Origin of the sequence: Streptomyces sp. NBC_01224 (assembly GCF_036002945.1) — a bacterium.
Taxonomy (GTDB): domain Bacteria; phylum Actinomycetota; class Actinomycetes; order Streptomycetales; family Streptomycetaceae; genus Streptomyces.
Window position 1 is genome coordinate 4,753,355 of the sequence record NZ_CP108529.1, and the last position, 16,744, is coordinate 4,770,098.

Annotated in this window: 13 protein-coding genes; 5 read left to right on the top strand and 8 right to left on the bottom strand. The window is 71.2% G+C overall.

Annotation, left to right across the window (positions count from 1 at the left end; all coding sequences use genetic code 11):
• Positions 1–10: 10 nt before the first annotated feature.
• From OG609_RS21180 to OG609_RS21190, 3 genes are all read right to left on the bottom strand, one after another.
• The gene (locus tag OG609_RS21180) at positions 11–4,978 is read right to left on the bottom strand and encodes a DNA repair ATPase (RefSeq protein WP_327274247.1); all 4,968 of its coding nucleotides are present in this window, start codon (positions 4,976–4,978) and stop codon (positions 11–13) included.
• 145 nt (positions 4,979–5,123) lie between these two features.
• Positions 5,124–7,238, bottom strand: coding sequence for a flotillin family protein (locus OG609_RS21185; protein WP_327274248.1), 2,115 nt, complete (start codon positions 7,236–7,238; stop codon positions 5,124–5,126).
• A gap of 114 nt (positions 7,239–7,352) precedes the next feature.
• Positions 7,353–8,024: a hypothetical protein gene (locus OG609_RS21190; RefSeq protein WP_327274249.1), complete on the bottom strand. Its 672-nt coding sequence runs from the start codon at positions 8,022–8,024 to the stop codon at positions 7,353–7,355.
• A 260-nt stretch (positions 8,025–8,284) separates the two neighbouring features.
• On the opposite strand from OG609_RS21190, the gene OG609_RS21195 reads away from it, so the two are divergent.
• Positions 8,285–9,355 carry a PucR family transcriptional regulator gene (locus OG609_RS21195; protein ID WP_327274250.1) on the top strand — a complete coding sequence of 357 codons (1,071 nt, stop codon included), beginning with the start codon at positions 8,285–8,287 and terminating at the stop codon, positions 9,353–9,355.
• A gap of 75 nt (positions 9,356–9,430) precedes the next feature.
• On the opposite strand, the gene OG609_RS21200 is transcribed toward OG609_RS21195, so the two are convergent.
• Positions 9,431–9,820, bottom strand: coding sequence for an SAV_915 family protein (locus tag OG609_RS21200; RefSeq protein ID WP_327274251.1), 390 nt, complete (start codon positions 9,818–9,820; stop codon positions 9,431–9,433).
• 298 nt (positions 9,821–10,118) lie between these two features.
• The gene (locus OG609_RS21205; protein WP_093899464.1) at positions 10,119–10,574 is read right to left on the bottom strand and encodes a tellurite resistance TerB family protein; all 456 of its coding nucleotides are present in this window, start codon (positions 10,572–10,574) and stop codon (positions 10,119–10,121) included.
• Positions 10,575–10,737: 163 nt separating this feature from the next.
• On the opposite strand from OG609_RS21205, the gene OG609_RS21210 reads away from it, so the two are divergent.
• From OG609_RS21210 to OG609_RS21220, 3 genes are all read left to right on the top strand, one after another.
• The gene (locus OG609_RS21210) at positions 10,738–11,235 is read left to right on the top strand and encodes a BlaI/MecI/CopY family transcriptional regulator (protein WP_327274252.1); all 498 of its coding nucleotides are present in this window, start codon (positions 10,738–10,740) and stop codon (positions 11,233–11,235) included.
• A 7-nt stretch (positions 11,236–11,242) separates the two neighbouring features.
• A complete protein-coding gene (locus OG609_RS21215; protein ID WP_327274253.1) occupies positions 11,243–12,199 on the top strand; it encodes a M56 family metallopeptidase in 957 nt (318 codons plus the stop codon).
• Between the two features lie 96 nt (positions 12,200–12,295).
• The gene (locus tag OG609_RS21220) at positions 12,296–12,850 is read left to right on the top strand and encodes a MarR family winged helix-turn-helix transcriptional regulator (RefSeq protein WP_327274254.1); all 555 of its coding nucleotides are present in this window, start codon (positions 12,296–12,298) and stop codon (positions 12,848–12,850) included.
• A gap of 2 nt (positions 12,851–12,852) precedes the next feature.
• Here the strand turns inward: OG609_RS21220 and OG609_RS21225 are convergent, their stop codons facing one another.
• Both OG609_RS21225 and OG609_RS21230 read right to left on the bottom strand, forming a co-directional pair.
• Positions 12,853–14,100, bottom strand: a complete 1,248-nt coding sequence (locus OG609_RS21225; protein WP_327274255.1) for a cation:proton antiporter — start codon at positions 14,098–14,100, stop codon at positions 12,853–12,855.
• A 2-nt stretch (positions 14,101–14,102) separates the two neighbouring features.
• Positions 14,103–14,573 (bottom strand): cation:proton antiporter regulatory subunit, encoded by a 471-nt coding sequence (locus OG609_RS21230; protein WP_073789085.1) that lies wholly within the window; start codon positions 14,571–14,573, stop codon positions 14,103–14,105.
• 194 nt (positions 14,574–14,767) lie between these two features.
• Here OG609_RS21230 and OG609_RS21235 point away from each other — a divergent pair, with 194 nt between their 5' ends.
• A complete protein-coding gene (locus tag OG609_RS21235) occupies positions 14,768–15,163 on the top strand; it encodes a nitroreductase/quinone reductase family protein (RefSeq protein ID WP_189276765.1) in 396 nt (131 codons plus the stop codon).
• A 78-nt stretch (positions 15,164–15,241) separates the two neighbouring features.
• Here OG609_RS21235 and OG609_RS21240 read toward each other — a convergent pair whose 3' ends face one another.
• Positions 15,242–16,699 carry a flotillin family protein gene (locus tag OG609_RS21240; RefSeq protein ID WP_327274256.1) on the bottom strand — a complete coding sequence of 486 codons (1,458 nt, stop codon included), beginning with the start codon at positions 16,697–16,699 and terminating at the stop codon, positions 15,242–15,244.
• Positions 16,700–16,744 lie beyond the last annotated feature (45 nt).

Below are 16,744 nucleotides of genomic sequence, written 5' to 3' on the forward strand. Positions count from 1 at the left end.
ACCCGCCCGGTCAGTGATCTTCCTGCGGAACGGCCGATGGCGGCGCCGCGTGCCGCGCCTGCGAGTTGGTGAGCAGATGGCGCGGGTCCGCGGCCCGGACGATCGCCGACTCGACCGCCGCGATCCGGTCCGCGAGCAGCCCCAGTGCGGCGACCGCTCTGGCGACGGGGTCGCCGTCCGGGGCGCCGAGCGACTGCGTACGGACATAGGAGGCGGTGATCGCGGACCAGCGCGCGGACTGCTCGGCGGTGAGGCGGCCGCGCAGCGCGGCGAGTTTCAGCAGGTTGGACTCCGCGCCCGTGGTCAGCGTCTGGGCCTCGCCCGCGTAGTGGTCGTCGATGACGGCGAGGAGTTCCGCGTCGTTCATCACCGGCACGATCCGCTCGGCGATCTTGTTCATGTTGCGGTACGAGCCCTGCAGCCGGAACGGCGGCTCGGTGCGCGTCGCGTCCGTCTGCGCGGCCGAGGCGATGTACGCGGCGTTCACGGCCAGGACCGTGTCCCGGGCGGTCAGCAGATGACGCAGTACCGCGACGATCCGGTCCACCTCGGCAGGCGTGTACGGGTGGTCGAGCCGGTCCGTGCGGATTGCGCGGTCCGCGCCGGAGGCGAGCCGCACGAACAGGGCGAGATCCTCGCCAGAACGCCCGGCGAGCGGGGCCAGCACCGGGTTGGCGGTCAGCGCGTTCTCGACGAAGCTCAGCGCGAAGACGTCCTCCCGGCCGCTCAGCACCTCGCCGAGATTCCACACGTCGGCCCGGTTGGCAAGCATGTCGGGGATACGGAACCGCGCCCCCGACTCGGTGTACGGATTGCCCGCCATGCACACCGCGAACCGCTTGCCCCGCAGGTCGTAGCTGCGCGGCTCGCCGTCCCGTACGCCCTCGATACGGCGGGTGGCGTCGCAGAGCGGAATGAATTTCTGGAGCAGTTCGGGCGAGGTGTGCTGAATGTCGTCGAGGTAGAGGAGCGTGTTGTTGCCCGTCTCCAGAGCGAAGTTGATCTTCTCGATCTCCTGGCGGGCGGTCGCGGTGCGCGCCTGCGCCGGGTCGAGGGAGGTCACGTCGTGGCCGAGGTTCGGCCCGCTGATCCTGACGAGGACCAGGCCGAGCCGGTCGGCGACGTACTCCATGAGCGTCGTCTTGCCGTAGCCGGGCGGTGACACGAGCAGCAGCAGGCCCTGCGAGTCGGTGCGCCGGTCGGCGTCGGCGGTGCCGAGCTGCTTGGCGAGGCTGTCGCCGATCAACGGCAGATACACCTCGTCCAGGAGCCGGTTGCGGACGAACGCCGACATGACGCGCGGCCGGTGGTCCTCCAGCCGCAGCCGGGCACGCTCGGCGGCGACGAGTTCGGTGCGCAGGCGCTGGTAGGCGCGGAACCCGGGGACGGCGGTGGTGCGGAACCGGTCGGTGCGGGCAAGGAGTTCATCGAGGCGGACGGTCAGCCGGCCGCGGTCGATGCGCGGGTGGGTGCCGAGCAGGCCGTCCACGGTCGCGGTGAGCGGCGCCTCGCACTCGTACCGGGCGAGCACCGGCTCCGGGCAGAGTTCCACTGCGACGGCCTCCGCCAGATCGCCCGCGTCGATCTCCGTACCGCTCGCGGCGGCGTACGAGGCGAGCCAGCCCTCGACCAGCTGGCGCCGGGCGGAGAAGTCGTCGTGGAGTGCGGCGAGGTCCTCGTCGTACGCCGAAGATCCCGTCGTGCGACGGAACTTGTCCAGGAACGTGCGGGCGGTGGCGCTCGTGACGAATCCGGCCGGGCCGCTCGTCAGCTCCTCGAAGAGGTACGCGGCGACGGCCCGGGGGTCGTCGCCCCGGATGACTTGCGCCCACTCCTCCTGAAGACCGGCGATGGCCGGGGCGAGGCCGAACGTGTCACGGGCGCGGGCCAGCGAGAGGGCCCGCCGGGTCCAGGAGGTGCGCCGGGCCTCGTCCGTCCCGTACGCCCAGAACAGCTGCGCCGCCGCTCGTGCGGCGGGCGGGCAGCGCAGCAGTCCGGCCCCGGCGTGCAGCCTCAGCAGGGTGGTGAGGATGGCGGTGGCGTCCTCGTCGTGGACACCGCGCTGGTAGCCCTCGTCGTACGCGGACGCCGCCGACTCCCGTACCAGCGCCGTCAGTTCGGCAGTGTTCAGGGCGCCGAGGGTGTCGGCGCCCTGCTCGTCCAGGAGCCGGGCGGCCAGATGCTCGGCGCGGTAGACGTGCGGGGACTCCGAGGGCAGCGTCTGGTCCCAGTATGCGCGGGCCGTCTCGAAGGCCGGGTCGGTGACCGGCGCCCGGTAGTCCGTGCCGGTGAGGGCGAACGCGAGCCGGTCCCCGTGCGGGACGAGCGTCAGGTCGAAGGGCTGGGTGTTCACGGCGAACCGGTGCCGGCCGAGACGGATCGTCGCGCCGCCGTCCGCGTACAGCTCACTGCGGTCGCGCAGGGCCCGCCCGGCCTCCTGGCGGGCGGCCAGCAGCTGCCCGTCCAGCTCCTCGGCGCGCACCGGGTCGCCGAGTTCCCGCAACTCGTCCGCGGTGCGGCGGACCTTGGCGACCATCGGGTCGGAGGCGAAGTAGGTGTGGACGGAGTCCAGGTCGGGCAGGGCGGCCAGCCGACGGGACACCGTATCGAGGACCCGGGCCGCCGAATCCGCCAGCCGCTCCGCCCGCCGGGCGCGGGCGTCCTGCAACGTCTGCTTACGGGCCGAGAACGCCTCGTACACTTCCGTCCGCCGCCCGGCCAGCTCGGCAAGGAAGTCGTCGAACTCCGCGAACCGCGACTCCAGGTTCTCCAGCTGGAGCAGCAGCCTGGCCAGTTGCTCGTCACAGGCGTCCGGGGTGTCCGCGGCGGCCAGCGCCCCCGTGACGGCCTGCCCGAGCAGTGCGAACTCGGCGGCGAACTCCGCGCGGCCCTCGTGGTCCAGGAGCTCGCGACGGCGCGCGTCGAGGGTGGCGCGGGCCCGGTTCACCCCGCCGAGGACCTCCGCGATCCGCTCCAGGATCGACGTACGGACCGTCGCGTCACCGATGTCGAGCCCGGCGACGACATCCGTGACGGTGCTCAGGCCGTCCGTCATCTCCGTCAGCCGGTCGCCGAGCGCCGAGGCGTCCACGACGGTGGTGAGCGCGGACGCCTCGGCGGCCAGGCGCGCGATGTCCTCGTGGTAGCCGGTGAACGCGTCGTCCCGGCCGAGGAACGCGACGGCGCGCCGGTCGGCCGAGTCGATGTCGGCGGCCGTGTCGGCGGTCAGCGCGGCGATCCGCTCGGTGTCGGCGTACCGCATCTCGGCGAGCATCGCCAAATGGCCCTGGACACGTCGGAGTTCGGTGAGCTGGGTGACCCAGGCGGCGGCGGAGCGCGGGGCCTCGCCACGGATGCGGCGGACGAGTGCGGTGAGCCGGTCGGCCGTCTCGGTGAGCGCCTCGGCGGCCTGCCGGGTCAGCTCCTGCACCGTGTCGAACTCGGTGAGGACCTGCTGGGCGGTGGCCCGAAGCTCCGCCAACGGGGCGGCCAGTTCGCCGAGTTCGGAGTCGGTCAGCCAGTGGTAGCGGTCGGTGGCACGGGTGCAGTCCGCTACCAGCTGTGCATACACGGCGGCGGTCGGTGTCGTCTCGGCGGCGCTGTGCGCGAGCGCGAGGCAGTCGGAGATGCCGCGCACCAGATCGGCGTTGCCGATCCGGGCGAGCGGACCGGCCTGGGCGGGCCGGGAGGCGGCGTAGGTGTCGGAGACGTACGGGGTCTGCCAGCGCTGCAGCGGGTGGACCCGGGCCGGTTCGTCGCCCGTGGCGGTAGCTCGCAGGAGGACGAGCGTGCCGTCGTCGAGCAGGGCGTGGCCGCGGCCCTGGAGAGGAGTGGCGACCTCCTGCCGGATCAGGTTGTAGGGCAGGAGCAGGCTGCGGCCGTCGTCGGGGGAGCGGAAGACATACAGGACGTCCTCGCCGTTCGGCGAGCGGACCGCGCCCTCGAACACCGGGTCGGTGAGCGGCTCGGCGATGTCGAAGGTCTTGGCGGTGCCGGTGGTGAGGTAGTAGCCGCCGGGGAAGATGATCCCCTGGTCCTCCGGGAGCCGGTGGCAGGCGGGCCCGATGAGGTCCAGACGCAGGACCGTGCCGAGGAGTGTGTTGAAGACCAGATACCGCCAGGCCTCCTCGTTGTACGGGCGGACGCGGAGCAGGACCAGCGGGCCGATCTCGGCATGCTCGACATCCGCGTCGGCGAGTGACTGGAGGGGCTCGGCGACCGGCTCCTCGTAGATCCCGTCGGGGGTGTCGGTGTCGTTGACCGTCTTGACGGTGAGGGTGCCGCCGAGTGTGTCGACGAAGAGGACGGCGTCCGTGCCGTCTCCCTCCCCGCCCACGGCGATGTGCGGGTGCCGGCCGAGGACGTGGGCCTCGCGGCCCGCGACGGTCCAGGTGAAGTCGTGCGACGGCGGGAAGACGTGATCGCGGTCGCCGCGCGCGTCGAGGAACGCGCCGGGCGAACCGTCCGGGGCGAGCGCCCAGCGCAGCACGCGGATGCCGTCGGCACTCTCGCCGGTACGGAAGACTGCCAGCAGCCTGCCGTCCACGCGGCGCAGCCGCAGGAGGCGGGCGTCGCGGTAGTAACGGTGCAGGGCGGCGAATTCGCGCACGAAGGCTTCGTCTTCGAGCAGACCGCCTCCGCCGTGGAGTGCCTCCTCCAATTCGGGGCCGTACAGGGCGAGTACGTCGCCGACGTCGGCTTGTTCCGCTGCCCCCGGTCCCCGTTCGAACCCGAAGAGCAGCCGGCCGCCGACGGCCACCAGGTCACGGGGTACGGATGGCTGCTCGGTACGGATCTGCTCGGTGCCGGTGAGCCGGAGCTCGGTCGACCCGAACTCCGCTGTGCGCCGTGCGTTGAGCGCCTCGGCGCGGCTCGCGAGATCGGCGGCCCGGGCGGTCAGCCTGCGGCGCAGCACGTCGTACGTCCCCGCGTCCACGGGGCCGCCGTTGGGCGGTGCGGTCGTGGTGTCGGTTTCCATACGTACGGCTCTCCCTACGAGGTGTGTGGTGCGGGTGCGTCCCGCTGCCGGGGCGTGTCCTCGATCTCCCCCATGCCTTGAGGGCATGGGGGGACCCCCTCGACGGGCTTGGTCCGTCCTGCCCGTCCGGCGATCGAGGTCCGCGCTATGCGACCGGCGACCCGTTCCGCGATGCGGGTACGTCGGACGCCCCCGCCACCGCCGACACCGGCACATCCGCGAGACCCAACTCCTTTGCCGCAGCCAGCAGCTGCTGCACCTGCCCCGGCGCAACCCCCGCCCCCGGCGCGCGCATCATCCGCATCAGCAGCGCCGATACCGTCAGGTTCTGCACATCCCCCGTCGACACCGACCCCAGCACCCGCGTCAGATCGTCCGTGAACGACGACGTGCCGTTCAGCCACGGCCCCGCAAGCGCCTTCGCCGTGTCCGAGTTCTCGATGAATCCGTCGAAGCTCTTGCCCATCGAGATGGACGAGACGAGCCGGTCGAAGAAGACCGAATCCCCGCCGACGATGTCGATGTCGGCGTTCTCCAGACCCGTCGCCAGTACCGTCGCCTGCGCCTCGGCGACCTGCCGCTGCACATCGAGCCCGGCCAGCCGGATCTCCTTCTCCGCGGCGAGCCGCAGCCGGTACTCCTCGTGCCCGCGCGACGCGTCGTCCAGCGCCGCCATCGCGGCCGCCTTCTCGGTGAGCCCCGCCGCCTCGGCCTTCAGCTTCTCGCCGATCATCGCCGCGTCGGCCGTCGCCTGGGCCTGCGTACCCTCCGCTGCCGCGAGCGCCTTGAGCCTGGACCCCTCCGCCTCGGCCTTGAGGCGGGCGGACGTTGCCTCGGCCTCGGCGAGACCGGCCTTCTCGATGACGTCGGCCTCCGCTTCGCGTACCTGAATCTCGGCGAGTCCGGGCGCCGCGGACTCCGCCTGGATGCCCTCGGCCAGCCGCAGCTTCGCCTGGGCGTCCAGGTCCGCGGTCTTCAGCCGGGCCTCGGCGAGCGTCAGCTGCTCGGCGGCCAGGTGGGTGGCCGCCGCCTCTGCGGCCTCCGCGGCCTTGATGTCCTTGACCAGCTTCTCCTGGGCCTCCGCCTCGGCGGCGATGATGACCGACCTCCGGGTGCGCTCCGACTCCTCGACGGCCCGCAGCGTCTTGATGGACTCCTCCTGCTCGGCGACCGTACGGTCCACGGCGATCCGCTCCCGGATCACATCGGCGACCTCGCGGCGCTCGGCCTCGACCTCCTTCGTCGCGGCGATCCGGTTGAGTTCGGTCTGCCGCTCGCGCCCGATGACCTCGATCAGCCGGTCCTTCTCGATGCGCTCGTTCTCCACGGCGATGACACGCTCACGGTTCTTCTGCGCGACGGCGATCTCCCGGGCCTGGTTCTCGCGCTGGATGCCGAGCTGCTCCTCGGTACGGATGAACGCGGTCTGGGCGCCGAGCCGTTCCTCCTCCTGGACCCGGGCGGTCGCGGCCTCCTCGCGGGCCCGCAGCGTCTCGACCTCGCGGCGCTGCTTGATCTCGGCCTCGGCCTGCCGGCGCTCCAGCTCCAGAATGGTCTCGCGGGCGTCGACGTTCTGCCGGGTGATCTCCTTCTGCTCGGTGCGCTGGTACTCGTTGGTGCGTACGTGCTCGATCGCCGTCAGCTCGGTGATCTTGCGGATGCCCTGTGCGTCGAGGATGTTGGCGCCGTCGAGCTGCGTCATGGGCGTCTGCTCAAGGAAGTCGATCGCGGCGTCGTCGAGGTGGTAGCCGTTCAGGTCCGTACCGATGACCCGGATGATCCGGTCCCGGAACTCCTCGCGCTTGGTGTACAGATCGACGAAGTCCAGCTGCTTGCCCACGGTCTTGAGCGCCTCGGCGAACTTCGCGGCGAAGAACTCCTGGATCGCGACCTTGTCGCTGGCCCGCTCCGTACCGATGGACTGGGCGACCTTGATGACGTCCTCGACGGTCTTGTTGACACGTACGAAGAAATTGATGTGGATGTCGGCGCGGATGTTGTCCTGGCAGATCAGGCCCTCGCGCCCGGTGCGCCGGATCTCGATGGTCTTCACCGAGATGTCCATGTACTCGGCCTTGTGCAGCACCGGCAGGACGACGGCCCCGGTGAAGGTGACATCGACCTTCTTGGTCTTGGAGATGATCAGGGCCTTGCCCTGTTCCACCTTGCGGAAGAGCCGGCTGATGACGAGAAGCAGGGCGACGGCGATGAGCAGGACAACGGCTACGAGCACACCGAAGCCCAGGGTGATGGCATCCATGACAGTCCTTGGCGGCTGGTGAGGAAGGTGGAGAGGTCAGAGGTTTTTGTCCGGATGGCCGGACGGCAGGGCGGCCGGGTGGTTTCGGCGATGCGGCTGCGACGGGCGGGACGGTCAGCCGGAGCGACGCGGAGACCGGCGCGCATCCGGGCGGGTACCCGGGCGCGGCTTCGGTGGTCCCGGGTCCAGCGCCTTGTCGTACGGCGAGACCCAGAAGAACTCGCCCTCGTCGTCGTACGCGTACAGAAGCCCCGCACTGCCCGAGGTGAGAACCGCGTCGTCCGCCGGGCCGAGCAGCCTGACCTGGACGATCGCGGTGGAACCGTCGGCCGCCGCGACCTCGGCCTGGCCGAAGTCGGAGCTGACGGAACCGGTACGGATCGTGCAGACCCGGCCGAGGAAGTCCTGCCGCGACGGAGGGGGCTCGTCCGGGAAACGCCGGCGCACCAGACGCACCAGCACCCGCATCACGGCCCAGGCGATCAGCAGCGCCACGGCGAACACCGCACAGGCGAGCCACGCGCGGGTGATGCCGGTGACACCGCTGCGGTGCAGCAGGACCGTACCCGCCAGGCTCGTGAACCAGCCGACGACGACCATCAGGGACACCGAGACGGTGACCGGCACCCCGCCGATCCCGGCCATGCCGGTGTCGAGGTCCCCGTCGAAGGAGTGGTGGTCGGCCGCACCGGCCAGCACGAGGAGCCAGAAGAAGACGACGACGACCAGGGCGGCGCCGAACAGGACGGCTGGAAAGGCGGTCGCCGCACTCAGGAACTCCTGCATCGGTCCGCCCCCTGTTCCTTGCGGGCGGTCCGGTGGTGATCCCGGTGCTGCGGTACCGCACAGAGCGGTGCCGCAGCAGCCGGGTCTTCCCCCGTATCCCCCGTGTTCCCCCGGTTGGTGCTGATCGATCGTGTCACTCGGGGCCGTGCAACGCACTGCCGGAGTCCGGCAATCTTTGTACGTTCTCGATGCCGGGCACCGGCACCGGCCGGTATGCGTTGGGTGAGTGTCAACGTCGCGTCAGGAATTGAGGAGTGCGCGTGCCGGAGCCGGAGATTCCCGACGAGTATCTGGGGGACTACGCCCGCATTCTGGCCGATGTGGCCGCCACCGGCCGCCGGCTGACCCGGGACGAGCTGGACACCCGCCGGCTCCTGGGCCGGGAGGCGGCCGAGGCCGGATTCCAGCTGCGCGCCCTGGTCGGCCTCCATCTCGCGGCGACCCGCACCGCCTGGCCGCGAGCCGCCTTTGCCGATGAAGCGTCCACCGACTCCGTCCTGGCCGCGATCGAGCAGGCCGTCGACGCCTTCGCCGAGGGCTTCGAGCGGGCCCAGCGGCTCACCGTCCGGCGCGAGGAGGCGGCGCGCCGCGAGTTCATCGACGATCTGCTGTACGGGCGCAGCGATCTGGGCAGGCTCGCCGAGCGGGCCACCCGGTTCGGGCTGCGCCTCTCGCGCGCCCACGCGGTCGCGGTGGCGACGGGCCCGGAGGCGTACACGGAGACCGACTCCGTGCCGCGCACGGTCGAGGCGGCGCTGCTCACGCGCTTCAGCGGCCGGAAGATCCTGATCACGACGAAGGACGGTCGGCTGGTCTGTATCGCCCCCGGCAGCCAGCCCGATGTCCTGCGGTATTTCGCCAAGCAGTCGCACGCGGCGACGGACGGCGGCCGGGTCGCCGTCGGCCGCCCGCACCGGGGCCCCGGGGGCGTCGTCCAGTCGTACGACGAGGCGCTCGACGCACTCGATCTCGCGGAACGGATGAATCTGGACGATCCGGTGCTGTACGCCGCCGACCTGCTGGTCTATCCGGTGCTGACCCGGGACCGGCAGGCGATGGCCGATCTGGTGCGCAGTCAGCTGGGCCCCCTTCAGCAGGCGCGCGGCGGCGCCGAACCCCTCCTGAAGACGCTCACCGTCTACTTCGACGCGGGCTGTGTGTCCGCCGAGACGGCCCGTCGGCTGTCGCTGAGCGTGCGGGCGCTCACGTACCGGCTGGAGCGGATCCATCAGCTGACCGGTTCCGATCCGTCCGACCCGATGCACCGCTACACCCTGCAGACGGCAGTCATCGGCGCCCGGCTGCTGGACTGGCCGGCCAAGGAGGTGTGACCCGGCCCGCACCGATGCCCCACCTGCGGGGTCCGTGTCCTCATCCGCGGGGCCCGTGGCCTTCCCGCCTCGTCGTCAACGCCCGCACCGGGTTGCGGGGGTGGGCCCGGACCTCGGATACGGGCTGCGCCGACGGGCCCCGGCCACAGGGGTGTCGGCCCGTCCGGGGGCCTGCGCGGTCAGTTGGGGATCGATGGTGAGGGCGGTGACACCGAGCGGCACGCCGAGCGCGCGCAGAGCCGGTTCGGAGAGCCTGATCCAGGGCTGACCGTCGCCCAGGGTGGCGGCGAGCCGGTGCGAGGAGGTGAAACCGACGGCTGTGCGGTCGCCCAGCGGCGTACAGAAGAACCGTGCCGTCCATCCGGTGGGGCAACCGGCGGGTCCCGGCCGGACGGGGACGAAGAGCGGTCCGGCCGGGCCGGGTTCAAGAGGTTCGGGGTCGTCCGTTCCGCTGCGGTCGGACATGGTGTGCCTCCTCGACGGGCCCGGGTGCATGGGTGCTGCACCCATCACGTTATGCCCGTATGTGAGGGGGGCCGGTACGGCCCTGACGCGCACTTGACGCGAGACCCCGCACCCGTGACGCGATGCTGATGCGTGCTGCGGGGAGCGGGGTCTCGGAAGGGAGTGGCCGGAGGTGTGCATCGGGGGAGTAGCACGCCTCCGGCCTGCCGGGCGCGGGCCGGTGGTCAGTCGGTCCGCGGTTGATCCGGCGCTATGGGGGTGGGACCGGGTGGATCCGGTCCGTCGAGCAGGGGGAGGCTCAGAGGTCGAACTCGTGCGGCGGGAGGTCGAGCGCGAAGCACGCCTCCCGGACGACGGCCTGCTCCGACTTGTCGAAGTCGCCGTCGGCGCCGCCGATGACGATGCCGATCTGGATGACGGCGCGCGCCTCGGCAGGCTTCTTCTTCGCCTTGCCGATCTCCTGGAGCACGCTGACCTTGCCAAAGGCGAAGTCGGCGGTGAGCTTGTTCACGTAGTCGTTGAAGCGGCGCTGCAGATCGTCCGCCGGGAAGTTCTGCAGAACCTCGTTGGAGGCGATCAGCGAGGCGACACGCTGGCGCTCGGACGGGTCGATGGAACCGTCGGCCGCCGCGACCAGGGCGCACATGGCCATGCTCGCGTCACGGAACGCGCCGCTCTTCAGGTCGTTCTTCTTCGCTTCCAGCTGCGACTGCATCGACGAAGCGGATTCCTTGATCCGATCCCACAGTGCCATGACGTCTCCATACGTTGCGTTGCGTTGTGTTGCCGGAATGAATTCCAACTCTACAGACGTGTAGAAGTTAGCAGGACGGGCGCCCGCTGTGTCCCGGAAACGTCAGTAAGTAGGATGCTGCGACGCCGCGGCTGACGCGGTATCGCAGAAGGGCGGACCCCAGATGGACTCGGCCAGGCCCGGCCACCACCCGGACAACGAGCCGCCCCACGAGGAAGTGCCCGACGCCGTGAGCCCCGATCCTGTACGCCCCGACAGCCGGCGGCTCCGCAGGCGCGGGCAGGGCGAACTGGAGGCCCAGGTCCTCGCCGTACTGCACTCGGCGAACGGCCCGGCGACGGCCGGCTGGGTGCAGGAACATCTCGACGGCGACCTCGCGTACACCACCGTCATCACGATCCTCTCCCGCCTCTACGCGAAGAACGCCGTGACCAGGTCCCGCGAGGGCCGCTCCTACACCTGGACGTCCGCCTCCGACGAGGCCGGTCTCGCGGCCCTGCGGATGCGCCGTGTACTTGACGGCGAGCGGGACCGGGACGCCGTGCTCGCCCACTTCATCTCGGCCCTGTCCCCCGGTGACGAGGAACGGCTGCGCGCGCTCCTGGCCCGCGCGGCTGCCCCGGACGACCCGGATGCCCCCCTTGGCACGGAAGGCCGATAACGGTCCGATGGGTGTCTTCGTCTATCTGCCGCTCGTGCTGCCGCTGACCGCACTGCCGATCGCGCGCCTCGCCGAACAGCATCTGCACCCCCGCAGCGCGACCAGGCTGCTCGCCGTCGTCGGCACGTTGCTCGCTCTGTGCAGCACGCTGTGCCTGGGCCTGCTGGTGGTGGTCGGTACGGCCCAGCTCCCGGGCAATCCACTGCCGGACAGCTGGTCGGACCCCCAGGTGCGGGACGCGGTGCCGTACGAGGTGAACGCGGGCATCGTCGCGATCGGCGTGCTGGCGGCGCTGATCGGGGCGTGCGGGTGGACGGTGTACCGCCATGTGCGGCTGCGTATCCGTGCCGGCCGCGCCCTGTCCGCCGCGCCTTCCGTCATCTCGGACGATGTCGCCGTGCTCCCGGACCCGGAGCCGTACGCCTATGCGCTGCCCGGCAATCCGGGCCGGGTCGTCGTCTCGACCGCGATGACCCGGTGTCTGGACGCCCGTGAACGCCGGGCCCTGATCGCCCATGAGCGGGCCCATCTGGCCGCCCGGCACCACCGCTATCTGCTGGCCGCCCAACTCGCGGCGCGCGCCAACCCGTTCCTGCTGCCCTTGCGCACGGCGGTGGCGTTCAGCACCGAACGATGGGCGGACGAGGAGGCCGCACGTGCGGTCGGCGACCGGCGGGTGGTGGCGGTCGCGGTCGGCAAGGCGGCGCTCTTCTCACACCGGGCCCCGGACGCCTCGGTAGGCTTCGCCGCCTTCGCGAGCTCCGCTTCGGCGGCGGGCCCCGTACCGCGCCGGGTGGCGGCGCTGCTCGCCCCGGTTCCGCAGGCCCGGCTGTGGCCCCCGTCGTCCGCCCATGCCGCCCTGGTGGCACTCGTCGCGACGACGGGCACGGTGGTCTCGGCGCTTTCGTCGCTCAACGCGGCGGTGACGCTGGTGCGGATCCTGCACGCGGCGACCCCGCTATGAGCCGTACGAAGGGGACCGGCTCACCGGCGCGCCGGCGCCCGGCGCGTGGGACGGGTACCGATTCGAGTACCGCCGGCCGGCACGGTACAAAGAGGCATGGCCGCGCACGAACAGACACGTGAGGACCGACCCCCGGACCGGGGCGGGGACGATGACGTCGACGAGGTGACGCGCGCCGTACTGACGGCTTCCAGGCTGCTCGTCGCCGTCTCCGCGCGTTCACTCGCGGCGGTGGAGGACAGGGTGACGCTGCCCCAGTTCCGGCTCCTTGTCGTGCTGTCCACGAACAGGAACGCCAAGCTGGTGACGCTTGCCGAACGGCTCGGGGTGAACCCGTCGACCGCGATGCGCATGCTGGACCGGTTGATCGCCGCCGGTCTCGCGGAACGGGAGGTGAACCCCGCCAACCGCCGCGAGACGGTGCTGCGGGTGACCTCCGAGGGCCGCCGCCTGGTCGAGGACGTCACGGCGGGCCGCCGCCGGGAGATCGCCGCGATCGTCGAACGCCTCGCCCCGGAGCAGCGCACCGCCCTGATCGACGCGCTGAGCGCGTTCGCCGTGGCGGGCGGCGAACCGTCCGTGCCGGGGGACGGCTCGGACGGGTACCCGCTGGGCTGGACGTCCGACCTCCCCGTCCACCACGACGTCTGACCTCAGTCGGCGGAGGAGACGAACTCCTCCTGGGGGGCGGGCGCCGGACGGACCGCGGGAACTTCACCGGCCCGTGTCCCGTCCTTGCCGTTCCGGTCCCGCCACGCCTGGATCCGGGCCACGGCCGGCTGGGTCCAGCGGGCGGTGAGCGGTCCGACGATGACGAGGATGAGGACGTACGCGGTGGCGATGGGCCCGATACGGGGCTCGGTCGCCACGGCCAGGCCTGCGATGACGATGGAGAACTCGCCGCGTGCGACGAGCGTTCCGCCGGCTCGCCACCGCCCGCGCGAACCGATCCCGGCCCGCCGGGCCGCGTACCACCCAGTGCCGATCTTGGTGAGGACGGTGACGACGGCCAGCAGCGCCGCCGGAAGCAGTACCGGCGGAATCTCGGCCGGATTGGTGGAGAGTCCGAAGAACACGAAGAAGACGGCGGCGAACAGATCCCGCAGCGGTGTCAGCAGCTTGCGCGCTCCCTCGGCGACCTCGCCCGAGAGCGCGATACCGACCAGGAACGCCCCGACGGCCGCGGAGACCTGCAACTCCTGTGCCACTCCGGCCACCAGGACGGTCAGTCCGAGCACGACCAGGAGCAGCATCTCCGGATTGTCGGAGGACACGGCCCGGCTGATCAGCCGCCCGTGCCGCAGCGCCAGATAGAGCACGAACCCGACGGTGCCGAGCGCGATGAGCAGCGCGATGCTGCCCCCGGCGAAGCCCACGCCCGCGAGCATCGCGGTGAGCAGCGGCAGATAGACGGCCATCGACAGGTCCTCGATGACCAGAACACCGAGGATGACGGGCGTCTCCCGGTTCCCCAGCCGCCCCAGATCGGTGAGCACCTTCGCGATGACCCCGGACGACGAGATCCAGGTGACACCGGCCAGTGCGACGGCCCCCACGGGCCCCCACCCGAGCAGCAGCGCCGCCACCGCCCCCGGGGTCGCGTTGAGCACGAAGTCCACGGCGCCGGACGGATACTGCGTCTTGAGACTCGTCACCAGCTCCGAGGCGCTGTACTCGAGACCGAGCAGGAGCAGCAGCAGAATGACGCCGATCTCGGCGCCGACGGCGGTGAATTCCTCACTGGCTCCGAGCGGCAGCAGCCCGCCCTCCCCGAAGGCGAGCCCCGCCAGCAGATAGAGCGGGATCGGCGAGAGCCCTATCCGCCCGGCGAACCGTCCGATGATTCCGAGGCCCAGGATGACGGAGCCGAGCTCCACCAGCAGCGCGGTCGTGTCGTGCACGGTCAGCCCTCCGCAATGATCTCGGAGAGCGCGTCGACGCCCTCACGCGTACCCACGACAACGAGGGTGTCCCCGATGGCCAGCCGGAAATCCGGCCCGGGCGACGGATGCGCACTGTGCGTCCGCAGCACGGCCACGATCGAGGCCCCCGTCCGCGTCCGCGCCCGGGTGTCCCCGAGCAGCCGCCCGCCGTACGGAGAGCGCGTCCCGAGCGGTATGTGCTCGGTGACGAGATCGATGCCCTCGGTCCGTACCGCGTCGATCGGCGCGGCGTCGATGAGGTGCGCGAGACCGGTGGCCTCCTGCGGAGTCAGGGGTACCGAGAGCCGGCACGAATCAGGATCGTCCTGGTCGTAGAAGCCGATGAACCGCCGCCCGTCGTGGTGGACGACGACGGAAATGTGCTGTCCCGACTCGGTCGTGTAGTCGTACTGCACACCGACTCCGGGCAGCGTGGTGCGGTGGGTTCCCATGGCTTCCTCCCGAGAGGCACGGTGGTTCATTGACGTACTTGGTGATCTCTTTAGCTGCGTATTACCTTATCCGGAGGCTCCCGCCGCCTCCGGCGTACGGGCGCGGGGCGGGGCCCACGACTAGACTCAACCGGACCGGTGGGTGGCCGAGGCCGCCTTCCGGGCGACCGCAGCAACCGGCGGAAGGGCCGAGAATGTCGCGCAGCCGAGAGCTCAAGTTCCGGGCGGTCACGTCGTTCCAGCGGCATGTCGTCAACCCGCTCGCCAGACAGTCGCGGTCGCAGACCCTCCTGGAGACGACGGGCCGCACCTCCGGCCTCCCGCGCCGCACCCCGGTCGGCGGCAGCCGCGTCGGCCAGGAGTTCTGGCTGGTCTCGGAGTACGGCGAGAAGTCGCAGTACGTACGCAACATCCAGGCCGACCCCCGGGTCCGGGTCCGCATCAAGGGCCAGTGGCACACCGGCACCGCCCACCCCCTTCCCGAGGACGACGCCCGCGCCCGGCTCAAGAGGCTGCCGCGCTACAACAGCGCCGTGGTGCGGGCCCTGGGTACGAACCTGCTGACGGTGCGGGTGGATCTGGCGGACTGACGCCGGGCTCCACCGGTCCGGACGTGCGCGTGCCCGGCCGGTGCGGTGCCGGCCGGGCACGGGCGGGGTGCGGCCGGGTCAGTCGGTGATCTCGATCTTCCCGTTGGCGGATGCGGCGGGGGCGGCGTCGGGTGCCCGGTCGGGCAGATCGGCCGAAGCCGCGGCAGCCGCACCGCCCTTGAGGTTCTTCAGCAGGGCTGCCAGGTCGACTCCCGTGGTGGAGCTCAGGAGTTCCATGCCCTGGGCGACGTTGTCCGTGACCGTGCGCGACAGTTGGCTCGCGCCGTCCGTCGAGATCACGGTCATCTTGTCGATGGCGCTCAGCGGCTCGGCCGCCTTGGCGACGACCTGCGGCAGCACCTCGACCAGCATCTGGAGCACGGCCGCGTCGCCGTACTGCGCGAACGCGTCCGCCTTCTTCTGCATGGCCTCGGCCTCGGCCGCACCCTTGGCCGCGATGGCCGCGGCTTCCGCCTCGCCCTCGATGCGCACGGCGTCGGCGAGGGCAGAGCGGTGCAGCTTCTCGCCCTGACCGGTCAGCCGGGAGCGCTCCGCGTCCGCCTCGGCCTCCTTGACCTGGGCGATCCGGCGGGCCTCGGCCTCCTGCTCGGCCTGGTAGCGGGCGGCGTCGGCGGGCTTGCGGACCTTGGTGTCGAGTTCGCGGTCGGTCAGTGCGGCCTGGCGCTGGGCGACCTTCTCCTGCTCCTCCAGAACTTCCTGCTGGCGGGCTGCCTCGGCGAGCGGGCCCGCCGCATTGGCCTTGGCCGCGGCGGCTTCCGTCTCGGCCTTGATCTCGGCCTGCTTGAGGTAGAAGGTCCGCTCGGCGATCGCGATCTCCTCGGCGGCCTTGAGCCGGGCCTGCTCGGAGGCGCGCTTGGCGATCGCCTCGGCGATGTCCGCCTCCTGCTTGGCGCGGGCGGCCTCGGGGCGGCCGAGGTCTTCGAGGTAGGAGCCCTCGGTGGTGATGTCCTGGATCTGGAAGGCGTCCAGGATCAGGCCCTGACCGGAGAGGCTGGCCTCGGCCTCCTCCGCGACCTGGCCGGCGAACGCGGCACGGTCGCGGATGATGTCCTCGACCGACATCCGGCCCACGATGGCGCGCAGTGCGCCGGAGAGCACCTCCTGGGTGAAGCCGACGATGCCGTCCTGCTGCTGCAGGAATCGCTGTGCCGCGGCCCGGATCGCTTCCTCGCTGCCACCGACCTTGACGATCGCGACGCCTTCGAGGTGGGACTTCACACCGCGCAGGGTGACGGCTCCGCGCACGGCCACCGGGATGTGCCGGCTGGACAGGTCCAGGGTGAACTTCTGCTGGACGAACGGGACGACGAAGACTCCGCCACCGACGACGACCTTCTGGCCGCTGTTGTCGATGCTGGTGCGGCCGGTCACCGGGTCGGTCGACTTCTTGCCGCGGCGTCCCGTGATGATGAACGCCTCGCTGGGCCCGGCGACCTTGTAGCGGGTGATGACGACGAGGGCGAGCAGTACCAGGAGTACGACGACTCCTATGACTGCGGTCACGACTGGGCTCATAAGGGTGTCCCCCCTGCCTCCCTGCGGGGACGGCAGCTTGATTTC

Excerpts from the sequence above, each read along its gene's own strand:
- OG609_RS21180 (WP_327274247.1), bottom strand. The coding sequence starts at position 4,978 with ATGGAAACCGACACCACGACCGCACCGCCCAACGGCGGCCCCGTGGAC.
- OG609_RS21185 (WP_327274248.1), bottom strand. The coding sequence starts at position 7,238 with ATGGATGCCATCACCCTGGGCTTCGGTGTGCTCGTAGCCGTTGTCCTG.
- OG609_RS21190 (WP_327274249.1), bottom strand. The coding sequence starts at position 8,024 with ATGCAGGAGTTCCTGAGTGCGGCGACCGCCTTTCCAGCCGTCCTGTTC.
- OG609_RS21200 (WP_327274251.1), bottom strand. The coding sequence starts at position 9,820 with ATGTCCGACCGCAGCGGAACGGACGACCCCGAACCTCTTGAACCCGGC.
- OG609_RS21205 (WP_093899464.1), bottom strand. The coding sequence starts at position 10,574 with ATGGCACTGTGGGATCGGATCAAGGAATCCGCTTCGTCGATGCAGTCG.
- OG609_RS21210 (WP_327274252.1), top strand. The coding sequence starts at position 10,738 with ATGGACTCGGCCAGGCCCGGCCACCACCCGGACAACGAGCCGCCCCAC.
- OG609_RS21215 (WP_327274253.1), top strand. The coding sequence starts at position 11,243 with ATGGGTGTCTTCGTCTATCTGCCGCTCGTGCTGCCGCTGACCGCACTG.
- OG609_RS21220 (WP_327274254.1), top strand. The coding sequence starts at position 12,296 with ATGGCCGCGCACGAACAGACACGTGAGGACCGACCCCCGGACCGGGGC.
- OG609_RS21230 (WP_073789085.1), bottom strand. The coding sequence starts at position 14,573 with ATGGGAACCCACCGCACCACGCTGCCCGGAGTCGGTGTGCAGTACGAC.
- OG609_RS21235 (WP_189276765.1), top strand. The coding sequence starts at position 14,768 with ATGTCGCGCAGCCGAGAGCTCAAGTTCCGGGCGGTCACGTCGTTCCAG.
- OG609_RS21240 (WP_327274256.1), bottom strand. The coding sequence starts at position 16,699 with ATGAGCCCAGTCGTGACCGCAGTCATAGGAGTCGTCGTACTCCTGGTA.